The sequence below is a fragment of the Alloyangia pacifica genome, assembly GCF_003111685.1.
Lineage (GTDB): Bacteria > Pseudomonadota > Alphaproteobacteria > Rhodobacterales > Rhodobacteraceae > Salipiger > Salipiger pacificus_A.
This window is the reverse complement of sequence record NZ_CP022193.1, coordinates 47295-60688: the sequence shown is the minus strand read 5'-3', so window position 1 is coordinate 60688 and position 13394 is coordinate 47295. Positions and strand designations below refer to the sequence as shown.

Here is a 13394-nt window from a genome sequence, read left to right as displayed (position 1 = left end):
CATGAAATTCCGTTGCCTGGCGGCGACGGCGATCCTTTCGCTGTCCGCCCTCACCACCACGGCGCCTGCCTGGGCCGAAACCCGTCTTGCCTTCGGGGCAACCAATTCGCAAAGCGCGCATTACGCCTATTTCGCCTCGTTGTCGCAGATCGTGAACGCCAGCTTCCCTGACACCTACCTGGCCTCGGTGGTCGAGACAGGTGCGACGGTCGACAACCTCAAGCGGATGGCCCGCTCGCAGCTCGACATCGGCTTGATCACCACCTCGACGCTCTACCAGGCCTACAACGGTGTGAAGTCCTTTGAGGGGCGGCCGGTCGAGTCGAAACTGCTCTGGGCCTATTCTCTGGCGCCGCAGAATGTCGTGGTCCGCCGCGATTCCGGCATCACCGAGCTTGCCGGGCTCGACGGGCAGAAGTTCGGCCCGGGCATGCGCGGTTCCTCGACCGAGGCGACCTCGCAGGAGGTGTTCGACCTCTTGGGGATCACCCCGGATTGGGTTCGCGGCACCAATGGCGAACAGGCCAATGCCATCAAGGATGACCGTTCGGAGGGCTTCGTGAAAAGCGCAGTGGGCACCAGCTTCGACGCGCTAACAACCGATATCGCTGCCTTCACCCCGCTGCAGGTCCTGGGGATCGACGACACACAAGAAGCCCAGATCCGCGAGTCGCTGCCGGAACTCTCGATCGTCGAGATGCCGGGCGGCAAGATGGAAAACTCCGGGCCCTACACGGCCTGGGGGTTCATGATCGGCGTCTCCGCTCGGCCCGACATGGACGAGCAAACCGCCTATGGCATCACCAAGGCGGTGATGGAGAACATGGACGAGCAGGCCGCGGCATTCCCGGCGGTCAAGGGGCTGAACCTGCCGGAGCTGACGCTCCAATACGCGACCAGCCCGCTGCACCCCGGCGCGATCCGCTACTACGAGGAAATCGGCCTGACCGTGCCCGAGCGCCTGAAGTAAGGGCTCGCCCGAGGCAACCATCTGTCCTGTGACCGGTGCAGCTCGAGGCTGCCCGGTCCACCCCTCATTCCGCGAAGGTGCCGCGATGACCGTTCCCTCCGACGCTCCCCCGTTCCCGACCAGGCTACGACAGACGGCGATCGCCGTGCTTGCCGTTCTTCTCGGTGCGTTCGTCTTCTACACATCGTTCAACGGACCGTTTGAGTCTCTGGTCCAGAGGGCGCTTTTCGTCATGACGATCAGTGCGCTGGCCGTGCTGATGCATCCGCTCTTTGAGGGCAGCCGCTGGCGCCCGCTCGGAATGTTCATCGACGCCGCGATCGTCGCCGTGGTGACCGTCTCGGGGTGCTACATCATCGGCAACTACCAGGACATCATGACCGATCTTCCCTGGGCCACCGGCTGGGACAAGCTGATGGGGTTCGGCACCTTGCTCTGTGTCCTGGAACTGGCGCGGCGCACTTCAAACTGGGTGTTTCCGCTGATCGTGCTCATCTCGGTCGGGTATGCGTTCTTCGGTTATCTCATCCCCGGGCAGTTCGGGCACCGCGGTTTCGATACCGGCTATCTGACCGAGATCATCTTCCTGTCGGACCGCGGCCTGTGGGGCATGCTGGTCAACGTGGCGTCGACGACCCTGGCAGCCTTCGTGCTATTCGGGGCGATCCTGCTTCACACTGGCGCGGGCGAAACCTTCTTCGACCTCTCCGCACGCCTCGGCGGCTCGCGGCCGGGCGGTGCGGCGAAAATCGCGACCTTTGCTTCGGGCTTCTTCGGCGCGATCAATGGATCGACCGTGGCCAATGTCGCGACCACCGGCAACTTCACCATCCCCCTGATGAAGCGCCTGAAATACCCGCCTGCCTATGCGGGTGCGGTCGAGGCGATCGCATCCACGGGCGGCCAGCTTGCGCCGCCGATCATGGGCACCGCCGCCTTCGTCATGGCCGAGCTCGTCGGGCTGAACTACTGGTCGATCGCCCTTGCGGGCGTGGTGCCGGCGCTGCTCTTCTACCTCGGCATCTACAGCACCGTGCACGTCATCGCGCTGCGCCAGGGGTTCCGGCCGGTCACCGACGATACGCTTCCGGACTGGCGCGGTGCCATGAGCTTCGCGCGGCTGGCGCCGATCGTCGCCGGGCTGCTCGGCCTGTCCTTCGGGGTGATCAACGGAAACTCGGTCGAGCTGACCGCCTGTTACGGGATGATTGCCATGCTGATCGCAGTGCTCGTGGCACGCATCAGCAAGGGCGAGGATCCGCGTGCCGTGCTCGGCATCATCCTTCGCGCCCTGGAAGCTGGCGGCAAGGGCGTGGTCATCGTGGGCATCCTTCTGGTCGGCGCGCAGGTCTTTGTGGCGATGATCAACCTCACCGGATTCGGCGTCGCGGTGACAGCGGCGGTGCTGAGCGTCGGGCAGGGGCAGCTCTGGCTGATTGCCGGCCTGATGGCGGTGGTCTGCTTGATCGCGGGCATGGGGCTTCCGACCTCCGCCGCCTACGTGATGGTCGCCGCGGTGTTTGCGCCGGCGCTGATCCAGCAGGGGATCGACCCGCTGGTCGTGCACATGTTCGTCCTCTACTACGCGGCGCTGTCGGTGATCACCCCGCCGGTCTGCCTTGGCGTCTTCGTCGCCGCCACAATCGCGCAGGCGCCCTGGATGAAGGTCGCCGGCCAGACGCTGCGGCTCGGCGCCACCGCCTATGCCTTGCCGATGCTGTTCATCGCCTATCCCGGCATGCTGGGCGGCGGCGGGGCCGAACGCATTGCCCGCGCCGTGATCTCGGGTGCCGTCTTCGTCCTGTCGACGGCGCATCTTCTGGGCGGGGCCCGGCTTCCCTGGGGTGCAGTGTCACGTCTGCTCTGGGTGCTGCCGGCGATCCTCGCGCTGATGTCGCCCTGGTGGGCCACGCTGGGTGGCGCACTGCTCTTTGGCGCGCTGGTCCTGAGCTCGCGCAAGATCAATCTGTCGCATGAGACCGGCGAAACGCAGCCCGCGTGACCATGGCAAAAGGAGTTCAGACGATGACGACCAATGCAGACTTCAGGGCACGCCTCACCGGGCGCGAGCCGCTTGTGGGTGCTTTCATCAAGACGCCGCATCCGATCATCATCGAGGTCATGGCGCGTGCGGGCTTCGACTTCCTCGTGGTCGACGCCGAACATGCGCCCTTTGATCGGGGCAGCACCGACACGATGGTGATGGCCGGCCGGGCTCTCGGATGTCCGATCGTCGTGCGCGTGCCAGTGGCGACACCCGATTGGGTGCTCAGCGTGCTCGACGCCGGGGCGGCGGGTGTGATGGTGCCGCATGTGGAAACCGTCCAGCAGGCGGGGGCGCTGGCGAAGTCGGTGGCCTACGGTCCGGGTGGGCGCGGTTTTGCCGGCACCACCCGCGCCGCGGAATATGCCGGGCGGCCGTTGGCCGAGCATCTCGGCAAGGCCCGGAACGAACTCGCCCTGATCTGCCAGATCGAGGATCCGGACGGCGTGGTCAATCACGCCGGCATTGCCGCGGTCGAGGGGGTCGATGCCCTGTTCATCGGTCGTGCGGACCTGGCGGTTTCGCACGGGCTTGACAATTTCTTTGCCCCGGAGGTCGCCGAGATGACCCGAAGGATCCTCGCGGTCGAGGGTGCCGCCACGGGGCTCTACTGCGCCCCCAGCGAAGATCTGGAGGACCACCGAAACGCAGGCGGCTCGTTCTTTGTCGTGGGCTCCGAGCACACCCTCATCCAGGGCGGCGGCGCCGCGCTGACCAAGGCGTTCCGTCAGAGCATCGAGCCCTGACCTTGCCGGCACTTTTTCTCCCCAATCCATCCGACAGGAGCAATCCGCAATGACCATCGAATATCTCAAGCGCGGAAAATCCGATGATGACCGCCGGCAGGACGACGCCAAGACCCGGGCGATCGTCGAAGCCACGCTGGCCGAGATCGAGGCGCGTGGCGACGCGGCGGTGCGGGCGCTTTCGGAGAAGTTCGACAGCTACAGCCCCGAGAGCTTCCGGCTCTCGCAAGCGCAGATCGACGCCCTGATCGCGACGCTGTCAGAACAGGAGATTGCCGACATCCGCTTTGCGCAGGCGCAGGTGGTGACATTCGCGGAGGCGCAGCGCGCCTCGATGACCGACATCGAGGTCGAAACGTTGCCCGGGGTCATTCTTGGACACAAGAACATCCCGGTGCAGTCGGTCGGCTGCTACGTGCCCGGCGGCAAGTTCCCCATGGTCGCCTCGGCGCATATGTCCGTCGCCACGGCAAAGGTCGCCGGCGTGCCGCGCATCGTCGCCTGCACGCCGCCTTTCGGCGGCAAGCCCAATGCCGCGGTGATCGCCGCCATGCATTTCGGTGGCGCCCACGAGATCTGGGTGCTGGGCGGCATTCAGGCGATCGGCGCCATGGCCATCGGTACCGAGAGCATGCAGCCCGTGCACATGCTCGTCGGGCCGGGTAACGCCTTTGTCGCCGAAGCAAAGCGCCAGCTTTTCGGCCGTGTGGGGATCGACCTCTTCGCAGGTCCGACCGAGACCATGGTGATCGCCGACGAGACCGTGGACGCCGAGATGTGCGCCACCGACCTGCTTGGACAGGCCGAGCACGGCTACAACTCGCCGGCGGTGCTGCTGACCAACTCGCGGGCGTTGGCCGAGGCGACGCTGGCCGAGATCGAGCGCCTGCTGGACATCCTGCCCACCGCCGAGACGGCCCGCGCCAGCTGGCAGGACTACGGCGAGGTGATCGTCTGCGACAGCTATGACGAGATGCTGGAGGTGGCGGACGAGATTGCCTCGGAGCACGTGCAGGTGATGACAGACCGCGACGACTGGTTCCTCGAGAAGATGACCTGTTACGGCGCGCTTTTCCTTGGCCCGCGTACCAATGTTGCCAACGGCGACAAGGTGATCGGCACCAACCACACGCTGCCCACCAAGAAGGCCGGACGCTACACTGGCGGGCTCTGGGTCGGCAAGTTCCTCAAGACCCACAGCTATCAGAAGATCACCAGTGACCAGTCCGCCGCAACCATCGGCGAGTATGGATCGCGCCTTTGCCTGCTCGAGGGTTTCGTGGGTCATGCCGAGCAGTGCAACCTGCGCGTTCGCCGCTACGGGGGCATCGACGTACCGTTCGGCGGAGCCGCACCCTATCGCGAGGCGGCCGAGTGATCTGCACGCGTCCGGCCTGCGCCAAGTCGCGGCCGGGCCCGTCGGATAACTCAAGCAGGAAGGAAACAGATATGCAGCTGCCGGCGACACCAAGTTTCTCACTCCGGGGCAAGCGCGCGCTGGTGACCGGCGCAACCTCCGGGATCGGTCTTGGCGCGGCCACGGCACTCGCTAGGGCGGGGGCCCATGTGATCTGCGTCGCGCGCCGGGCCGGACCGCTGGCGGAATTGGTCGAGGCAATGGTGCGCGAGGGCCTGTCCTGCGAGGCGCTCCCCCTTGATATCACCGACGTCGACACAACGCGCGAGACGCTGGGTACGATCGATGCCGTCGAGATCGTGGTGAACTCGGCCGGGATGGCGCGGCATGGTCCGGCGCTCGACACGACGCCCGAGGACTTCGATGCGGTGATGTATATCAATCTGCGGGCCGCCTACTTCCTGTCGACCGCCGCGGCACGCCGGATGATCGACAGCGGCACACGCGGGTCGATCGTGCACGTCAGCAGCCAGATGGGCCACGTCGGGGGCATCGACCGCGGCGTCTACTGCGCTTCAAAGCACGCTCTGGAGGGCATGGTGAAGTCCATGGCCATCGAGTGGGGCCCGCATGGCGTGCGGATAAACACACTCTGCCCGACGTTCATCCGGACGCCTCTCGGCGAGCAGACGCTGGCGGACCCCTCGCGCCGCGCCTGGATCGAAGACAAGATCAAGCTTGGACGCGTCGGCGAGGTCGAGGACATCATGGGGGCGGTGGTCTACCTGTGCTCGGAGGCATCGTCGCTGGTGACGGGAACCTCTCTGCTGGTGGATGGCGGCTGGACGGCGGACTGAAGTCGCGACCGCCGAGCAAAAATTGGACACTGGGCCGCGCGAGAAACGGCCTTCGGAGTGAGCCGTTTGAGGCGCATTTGGAGCGGGCCGGCTGCAAGGTTTCCCCATCCACATGCGGCCGCTCGAGGTCGCATAGATCGGGATCGCAACTTTGGTTGGCACGGCACAGCTTGTTCCATCGTCAACATGGGGCTATTCCGTGGCCTAGGCGCCTGTGTCGTCAATCCGACACAAAGGCCGGACCGCGGACCCTGAGGAGGAGCAGGTTCATGCTCGACCAGACGACCATCGCCGAGACGCTCGGCCAGCACTACGACCTTGCCCCCTCGCTGGAGGCGGCGGAGCGGCTGAGCGGGCTCTACGCCACCATGAGCCGCGTGGTCAGCCCCGCCGACTGGGCGATCCACGCCCCCTATGTCGAGGCGATCAACCGGCTCAAGAAAGAGCGCAACGCGGTCATCCTCGCGCACAACTACATGACCCCGCAGATCTACCACGGCATCGCCGACGTGGTCGGCGACAGCCTGCAGCTCGCCATCGAGGCGACACGGGTCGAAGCGGACGTGATCGTGCAATGCGGTGTGCATTTCATGGCCGAGACCTCGAAGGTGCTCAGCCCCGAGAAGACAGTGCTGATCCCCGATATGGACGCGGGCTGTTCGCTGGCGGAAAGCATCACCCCTGAAGGCATCGCCGAGATGCGCCGCCGCTACCCGGGCGCGCCGGTGGTCACCTACGTGAACACCTCGGCCGCGGTGAAGGCGGCGTCCGACATATGCTGCACCTCGTCGAACGCCGCGCAGTTCGTCGCCGCGCTGGACGCCGAGACGGTCATCATGACGCCCGACAAGTACCTCGCGCAGAACGTCGCCAAGCAGGTGCCGCAGAAGACCATCGTCTGGTACGACGGCTCGTGCATCGTGCACGAACGCTTCACCGCCGCCGAGTTGCGCGACTTCCGCAGCTGGCAGCCCGACACCCGCATCATCGCCCATCCCGAATGCCCGCCCGACGTGGTGGCCGAAGCGGATTTCTCGGGCTCGACCGCCGGGATCATCGACTACGTCAATCGCGAGCAGCCGCACAAGGCGATGCTGGTCACCGAATGCTCGATGGCCTCGAACATCTCGGACGCGCTGCCGGGGATCGAGTTCGTCGGCCCCTGCAACATGTGCCCCTACATGAAGTTGATCACGCTCGAGAAGGTGCTCTGGTCACTGCACAGCATGGAAGGCGGGGTCGAGGTCGATGCTTCGGTCGCGACAGGCGCGCGCCTCGCCGTGCAGCGGATGATCGACCTGTCGCAGCGCAAGGCGGCCTGACCCGGTGCAGCAGGTTTCGACCGGCCGCGTAGTCATCCTCGGCGCGGGTCTGGCCGCGCTCTACGCCGCGCTGGCGCTGGCGCCGCGCCCGGTGCTGCTGGTCTCGCCCGACCCGCTGGGCACCGGCGCAAGCTCGGCCTGGGCGCAGGGCGGGGTCGCCGCCGCCATGGCGCTTCCCGACAGCTCCGCGGCCCATGCCGCCGACACGCTGCGCGCCGGGGCAGGGCTCGTCGATCCCGAGGTGGCGCAGTCCGTCACCCGCGAAGCACGCGAGCATATCCTGTCGCTGACCCGGCTCGGCGCGCCCTTCGATAGGGACGCAGCGGGAGGATACCTGCTGTCGCGCGAGGCGGCACATGCCTTCGCCCGCGTGGTGCGGGTGCGCGGCGATCAGGCCGGGGCCGCGATCATGCGCGCGCTGGTGGCGCAGGTGCGGCTCGCGCCGTCGGTGCAGGTGCTCGAGGGCTGGCTGGCGACCGGGCTGCGCAGCGCTGCGGGCCGCGTCACCGGCGTCGAGGTGGCCCCCTCCAGGGGCGGCGCGCCGGTGGCGGTGACCGCCCCGGCGGTGCTGCTGGCGGGCGGCGGTTCGGGCGGGCTCTACGCGCTGACCACCAACCCCGTGCGCATCCGCGGGCAGGTCGCGGGGCTGGCGGCACGAGCCGGTGCGGTGATGGCCGACATGGAGTTCGTGCAATTCCACCCCACCGCCATGGACATCGGGCTCGACCCAGCGCCGCTCGCTACCGAGGCGCTGCGCGGCGAGGGCGCGGTGCTGATCAACCGGCTTGGGGAGCGCTTCATGGAAGGGGTTCACCCCGACCTCGACCTTGCCCCGCGCGATGTGGTGGCCCGCGCCGTCTATGCTCAGAGCCAGTTCGGCCTGCGCCCGATGCTCGACACGCGCGCCGCGCTCGGATCCCAGATCCGGGAGGACTTCCCGGGGATTGCCACCGCCTGCGACCGCGCCGGGATCGACCCTGTCACCCAGCTCATTCCTGTCGCGGCCGCCGCGCACTACCACATGGGCGGGATCGCCACCGATGCAGCCGGGCGCGCCTCGCTTGCCGGGCTATGGGCCTGCGGCGAGGTCGCCTCGACCGGGCTGCACGGGGCGAACCGGCTGGCCTCGAACGGGCTGCTCGAGGCGCTGGTCTACGCCCGCCGCTGCGCCGCGGACCTCGCGGCGGCGCTTGGCCCGGCCGCCGAGGCCCCCGAAATTTCGCTGCCGAGCACTGGTCCCGCGGAAGCGCCCGATCCAGCACTTGTGGCCCGCCTGCGCAATGCCATGACGGCGGGGGCGGGCGTGATCCGCGGTGCCGGGGGGCTCACCGCCTGCCTGCGCGAGATCGCCGTCGTGGAGGCGGCCCAGCCGCATTGCGCAGCGCTCGCCAACATGACCGCCACGGCGACGCTGATCGCCTCCGCCGCTCTGGCCCGGTGCGAGAGCCGGGGCGCGCATTTCCGCTCTGACGCCTCCGAGGCCACCGCCGAGATCGGCTCCCGCAGCCGCATGACCCTGACGGAGGCGCTGGCCCTCCGCGACTCGCTTCAGAAGGAACCCGCCTGATGTCCCTGCCTTCGCTGCCCGACATGATCCTAGACCCGCTGGTGCGGGCTGCGCTGATGGAGGATCTCGGCACCTATGGCGATCTCACGACCCGCACGGTGATCCCGGCGGGTACCCGCTACCGTGCGCAGCTGCGCGCCCGCGAGGCCGGCGTGGCCTCGGGCATGCAGATCGCGCGCATGGCCTTCCACATGGTCGATCCGGCGCTGGCGCTGACCCTTCACAAGTCAGACGGCAGCGCCATCGCCTCCGGTGACGTGCTAATGGAGATTGAGGGCGATGCCGCCTCGATCCTTACCGCCGAGCGCGTGGCGCTGAACTTTGCCGGGCGGCTGTCGGGCATCGCCACGATCACCGCCGGATTCGTCGCCGAGACGGCGGGCACCAAGGCGCGCATCACCTGCACCCGCAAGACCACGCCGGGCCTGCGCATCGTCGAGAAACAGGCGGTGCTGCACGGCGGCGGCTTCAACCACCGCTTCTCGCTGTCGGATGCCATCCTCGTGAAGGACAATCACATCGCCGCAGCAGGGGGCATCCGCCCGGTGCTGCGGGCGATCAAGGGGCAGGCCTCGCACATGGTGCGGATCGAGATCGAGGTCGACACACTCGCGCAGCTCGCCGAGGTGTTGGATGAGGGCGGCGCGGACGTGGTACTGCTCGACAACATGGACAGCGGGGCCCTTCGCGAGGCGGTGGCGATGTCCGCCGGGCAGCTGGTGCTGGAAGCCTCGGGCAACATGAAGCTCGAGCGCATCGCCGAGGTGGCGGCCACCGGGATCGACTACATCTCGGTCGGGGCCCTGACCCATTCGGCGCGGACGCTGGACCTGGGGCTCGATTTCTGATGGCCCAAGTCTGAACCGTCATGGCTGCGCAAAAAATACGCTGAAATTATCGCACAATTTGGCCTTATCCGAAAGATCAGCCAGAGGGGCAGCGATGTAAGCCTAAAGACGACTTCTGCTCGCGGCGTGTCGCCTTGCATTACGTCATTGAGCGTTTCGAACTCTCAACTGCCGAGGCCAACCTTCTTGAGTTCCATGAGCGCTGCGCCATGGATGCGTTGCAGGCGGTCTCTGTGGGTCTCGCCACCGCGCAGCGGGCCGGGAATTTCGAGGCCCAGCGGGATATCCCGGGGCAGGCTACGAAGCAGATTGGTCAGAGCGATTTCGCCCTCGCCCGGCGGCAGGCGTTCGCGCCGGGCGGTGTCGAGCAGCTCTTCCTCGGTATAGCGCGGCTGCACCAGCGCATCACACAGGTGGGCAAAGGGCAGTCGCTCTTTCGGCACTGCGGCCAGCTCGGCGAGGGTCGAAGCGGAGCGGTCGAAATGCAGGCTGTCCACCAGCAGCCCGGGCAGTGGCCCCGCGGCCTCGACCACTTGCCGGCAGGTCGCGAGGTCGGGCACCGGGGTCCAGGGAAAAAACTCCAGCACCGCGCGCAAGCCGCGGTCCTCCGCCGCCTCGGCGAGCGCAGCCAGCCTGTCTGCCAGCCGCGACAGGTCCCTGTCGTAGGGGGCGGCGATGACATGGCGGGCAGCAAGCTCGGCGCCGGTGTCGAGCGTCGGGAGCACCTCGGCCAGCCTGAACTCCGGCGTCAGCCGCAGGAACTCGATGTCGGCGACCTCAATGCCGGTGTCGCGCAGCGCTTTCCGGGTCTCGCGCAGCTCGGTGTGGTCCGAAAGCGGATAGCCGGGGCTGTCTGGGGTGACTTGCAAGAGCCGCAGGCCGACGCCGTCAAACCCGGCTTCCGCCGCCACCCGGATCAGCGCGGCGGGCGCCAGGTCGATGGCCGTCAGATGCGCGACGCTCAGCTTGCGGCTCATGCGCCACGCTCCGCCGCGTCGCGCCCGGCGATGAAGCCGAAGGTCATCGCCGGGCCGAGGTTGATCCCGCCCGCCGGGTAGTGCCCTCCGAAGACGCTCGCCATGTCGGTTCCGGCGGCCCAGAGACCGGGGATCGGCGCACCCGCGGTGCCCAGAACCTGCGCCCGCCCGTTTGTAGCGAGGCCACAGAAGGTGCCGAAGCTGCCCGGCACCACCTCGACTGCGAAAAAGGGCGCGCGGCTGATGGCAGCGACGCAGGGATTCGGATGCTGCTCGGGGTCGCCCTGCAACCGCATGTAGGGCGTGGTGCCGCGGTGAAAGAGCGGATCCTCGCCGCGCGCCGCGCCGCGGTTCCACTCGGCCACCGTGGCTTCGAGCCCCGCCGCGTCGATGCCGCAGGCGCGCGCAAGCTCTGCCAGGTCACGTCCCGTTTTGAGGTAGCCACGGCGCACCCAGTGGCGCCAGGGCAGCGGTTGCGGGCGCACGACGCCCAAGCCGAAACGGCGCAGGAATCTAAAGTCGCAGACCAACCAGGACCGTGCGGGCTGGTGTTCGGGCAGGGCGCCGAGCAGTGCGTCGACATAGTCGTGATACCCCAGCCCCTCATTGCAGAAGCGCTTTCCGTTCGCCAGAACGCCGATCACGCCGGGCTTCCCGCGCTCGATGATATGCGGGAACGTCCCGAACTTGCCATCGGGCCAGGGTACAACGGAAACCGGGCAGAGTGCGGCCGCCCGGGCCAGGTCGCGGCGCATCTGCGCGCCGATGCCCCGCGCCATGGCGATGCCGTCGCCGCGTGCCTCGGGGATGGCGAGCGTCCGATGCTCGGCATTCCGCGGAACGGTCTCGGCCCGCAGTTCGGCGTCATGGGGATAGCCGCCGGTGGCAAGCACCACACCGACCCGGCTGTGCAGCAGTGTGCCGTCGCCAAGCGCGACCCCGGTGATGCTCCCGTCCTCCTGCTGCAGCGCGCGCACCGCGCATCCGGGGCGCAGCTCGACTCCGAGATCGAGTGCCGCGCGCAGCAGCCTGGCGACCAGAGCATTGCCGTTGCGCAGGTCCATGCCGCGCCCATGCAGGGCGAGATCGCGGACATGGCGCATGACGCGGCGCGTCGCATCAAGAAAGGCGCGGGGCGAGCGGGTCATGGTCATGAAGGCGCGCAGATCGGGCCCGGCCTGGATCGTCATTCCCAGGAAGGTTGTCTCGCGCGCAGGCAGCCGCAGCAACTCGATGGCCGCGCCCAGCTTGCGGCCGTCAAACGGTTTGGCGATGACCGAACGCCCGCCGGTGCCCGCGCCGGGCAGGTGGCCGTAAGTGTCGGGAATGGCGGTCCCGGGTTCGAATTCGAGCGCGGGCACGGCCTCGAAGAACTCTACCATCTCGGGCGCGGCGGCGAGAAAGGCATCGACTCGCTCGGGCTCGAAACGGTTGCCGAGCACCTCCTGCAGGTAGTTCCGGGGTGCCTCGGCGGGCTCGATGATGCCGGCACGGCGGACGATGGGATTGCGCGGCGCCCAGATCCAGCCCCCGGACAAGGCGGTGGTGCCACCCAGAACCTCGGCCTTTTCCAGAACGGTCACGGAAAGCCCCTTTGCGGCGGCAGTCACGGCGGCGGACAGACCGCCAGCGCCGGAGCCGACGACAACAAGATCCACGCTGCGTGTCATCGCTTCCTCCTCGGACTGCCTCCCGTGCCTGCTTACCGTGGGATAGGGTGTTAACGTCAATGACATTATATGCGACTATGATAACATCATGTTACTTAGGAGAGAGGCCTATGCGCGAAATCACGCTGCGACAGATCGAGGTTATCCGGGCGGTCATGCTGCGTGGCACGATCGCGGGGGCGGCAGAGTTCCTGGGGGTGTCGGCACCGGGAATCTCGCGGCTTGTCAAACACACCGAAGAGACACTGGGGCTACGCCTGTTCGAGCGCCGGGCTGGCCTCTTCGTGCCCTCGGTCGAGGCGGGGCGGATCTTCGACCAGGTGCGCGAGGTCTACAAGGGAGTCGAGAACCTGCAGAGCGCGATTGACTCGCTGCAGAAGGGCGAAGAGGTGCAACTGGCCTTTGCCTCGGCGCCCTCTGTCGCCCAGTTCATCGCCGCGCGGACAATATCCTCGATCCGCGCGCGCTATCCCGACCTCTACATCGATCTCAATATCCTGAAGATCGAGGAGACCACGGACTACCTTTTGCTGGAGCGGGGCGAGTTCGTGATCATGAGTTCGCCGGTCCACAACCCCGGGATTCAAAGCGAGAAAATCGCCCATGGGCGGGTCGTCGCGATCCTGCCCGAGGGCCATCCGCTGGCCGAGCAGACCGTGGTCTCGGTGCAGGATCTGGCGCGGGAACCGCTGGTCGGGATCGACCCGGCGGACCCCTATGGCCGCATCGTCTCGCGGCCGTTCCGAGAGGCCGGGATAGAGCTGCGCCACTCCATGCGAGGGCGGTTTGCCCAGACCATCGTCAGCCTCGTGCGGCACGGGCTCGGGGTGGCGCTGATCGACGAGTTCTCGGTGTCAGAGGTCTATCTGCCGGGGGTCGTGCGCCGCCCGCTGCGCGAGGAAACTTCGATCGACATCTATGCCGTGACCAAGAAGGATCGCGTGCTCTCGAACTTCGCCGAATTCAGCATCCAGCAGTTCCGTCGAGAGTTGAACGATGCTGGCAAGATCTGGGCAGGTCGGGAGGAATGAAATAA

Annotated in this window: 11 protein-coding genes; 9 read left to right on the top strand and 2 right to left on the bottom strand. The window is 67.3% G+C overall.

The window, feature by feature from the left end; translation table 11 throughout:
• The first annotated feature begins 1 nt into the window (after nt 1).
• From CEW88_RS22785 to nadC, 8 genes are all read left to right on the top strand, one after another.
• Complete coding sequence (locus CEW88_RS22785) at nt 2-970, top strand: TAXI family TRAP transporter solute-binding subunit (protein WP_108970680.1); 969 nt, start codon at nt 2-4, stop codon at nt 968-970.
• Between the two features lie 85 nt (nt 971-1055).
• Complete coding sequence (locus CEW88_RS22780) at nt 1056-2972, top strand: TRAP transporter permease (protein ID WP_108970679.1); 1917 nt, start codon at nt 1056-1058, stop codon at nt 2970-2972.
• Nucleotides 2973-2995: 23 nt separating this feature from the next.
• Nucleotides 2996-3760, top strand: a complete 765-nt coding sequence (locus CEW88_RS22775) for an HpcH/HpaI aldolase family protein (protein WP_108970678.1) — start codon at nt 2996-2998, stop codon at nt 3758-3760.
• A 49-nt stretch (nt 3761-3809) separates the two neighbouring features.
• On the top strand, nt 3810-5138 hold the full coding sequence (gene hisD, locus CEW88_RS22770; protein ID WP_108970677.1) for a histidinol dehydrogenase: 1329 nt from the start codon (nt 3810-3812) through the stop codon (nt 5136-5138).
• A 71-nt stretch (nt 5139-5209) separates the two neighbouring features.
• Nucleotides 5210-5974, top strand: a complete 765-nt coding sequence (locus CEW88_RS22765) for an SDR family NAD(P)-dependent oxidoreductase (RefSeq protein WP_108970676.1) — start codon at nt 5210-5212, stop codon at nt 5972-5974.
• A 269-nt stretch (nt 5975-6243) separates the two neighbouring features.
• Nucleotides 6244-7296, top strand: coding sequence for a quinolinate synthase NadA (nadA, locus tag CEW88_RS22760; RefSeq protein WP_108970675.1), 1053 nt, complete (start codon nt 6244-6246; stop codon nt 7294-7296).
• Nucleotides 7297-7300: 4 nt separating this feature from the next.
• Nucleotides 7301-8863, top strand: a complete 1563-nt coding sequence (locus tag CEW88_RS22755) for an L-aspartate oxidase (RefSeq protein WP_108970674.1) — start codon at nt 7301-7303, stop codon at nt 8861-8863.
• Complete coding sequence (gene nadC / locus CEW88_RS22750; protein WP_108970673.1) at nt 8863-9711, top strand: carboxylating nicotinate-nucleotide diphosphorylase; 849 nt, start codon at nt 8863-8865, stop codon at nt 9709-9711. The genes CEW88_RS22755 and nadC overlap by 1 nt, the downstream gene beginning before the upstream one ends.
• Before the next feature lie 164 nt (nt 9712-9875).
• On the opposite strand, the gene CEW88_RS22745 is transcribed toward nadC, so the two are convergent.
• Together CEW88_RS22745 and CEW88_RS22740 are read right to left on the bottom strand one after the other, a co-directional pair.
• Nucleotides 9876-10688, bottom strand: coding sequence for a sugar phosphate isomerase/epimerase family protein (locus CEW88_RS22745; RefSeq protein ID WP_108970672.1), 813 nt, complete (start codon nt 10686-10688; stop codon nt 9876-9878).
• A complete protein-coding gene (locus tag CEW88_RS22740; protein ID WP_108970671.1) occupies nt 10685-12358 on the bottom strand; it encodes an FAD-dependent oxidoreductase in 1674 nt (557 codons plus the stop codon). The genes CEW88_RS22745 and CEW88_RS22740 overlap by 4 nt, the downstream gene beginning before the upstream one ends.
• A gap of 110 nt (nt 12359-12468) precedes the next feature.
• Between CEW88_RS22740 and CEW88_RS22735 the strand changes: the two genes are divergently transcribed.
• Nucleotides 12469-13389 carry a LysR family transcriptional regulator gene (locus CEW88_RS22735; RefSeq protein ID WP_108970670.1) on the top strand — a complete coding sequence of 307 codons (921 nt, stop codon included), beginning with the start codon at nt 12469-12471 and terminating at the stop codon, nt 13387-13389.
• The last annotated feature ends 5 nt before the right edge of the window (nt 13390-13394 follow it).

Coding starts and splice junctions, on each gene's coding strand:
- CEW88_RS22735 (WP_108970670.1), top strand. CDS start 12,469: ATGCGCGAAATCACGCTGCGACAGATCGAGGTTATCCGGGCGGTCATG.
- CEW88_RS22740 (WP_108970671.1), bottom strand. CDS start 12,358: ATGACACGCAGCGTGGATCTTGTTGTCGTCGGCTCCGGCGCTGGCGGT.
- CEW88_RS22765 (WP_108970676.1), top strand. CDS start 5,210: ATGCAGCTGCCGGCGACACCAAGTTTCTCACTCCGGGGCAAGCGCGCG.
- CEW88_RS22775 (WP_108970678.1), top strand. CDS start 2,996: ATGACGACCAATGCAGACTTCAGGGCACGCCTCACCGGGCGCGAGCCG.
- CEW88_RS22745 (WP_108970672.1), bottom strand. CDS start 10,688: ATGAGCCGCAAGCTGAGCGTCGCGCATCTGACGGCCATCGACCTGGCG.
- hisD (WP_108970677.1), top strand. CDS start 3,810: ATGACCATCGAATATCTCAAGCGCGGAAAATCCGATGATGACCGCCGG.
- nadA (WP_108970675.1), top strand. CDS start 6,244: ATGCTCGACCAGACGACCATCGCCGAGACGCTCGGCCAGCACTACGAC.
- CEW88_RS22780 (WP_108970679.1), top strand. CDS start 1,056: ATGACCGTTCCCTCCGACGCTCCCCCGTTCCCGACCAGGCTACGACAG.
- nadC (WP_108970673.1), top strand. CDS start 8,863: ATGTCCCTGCCTTCGCTGCCCGACATGATCCTAGACCCGCTGGTGCGG.
- CEW88_RS22785 (WP_108970680.1), top strand. CDS start 2: ATGAAATTCCGTTGCCTGGCGGCGACGGCGATCCTTTCGCTGTCCGCC.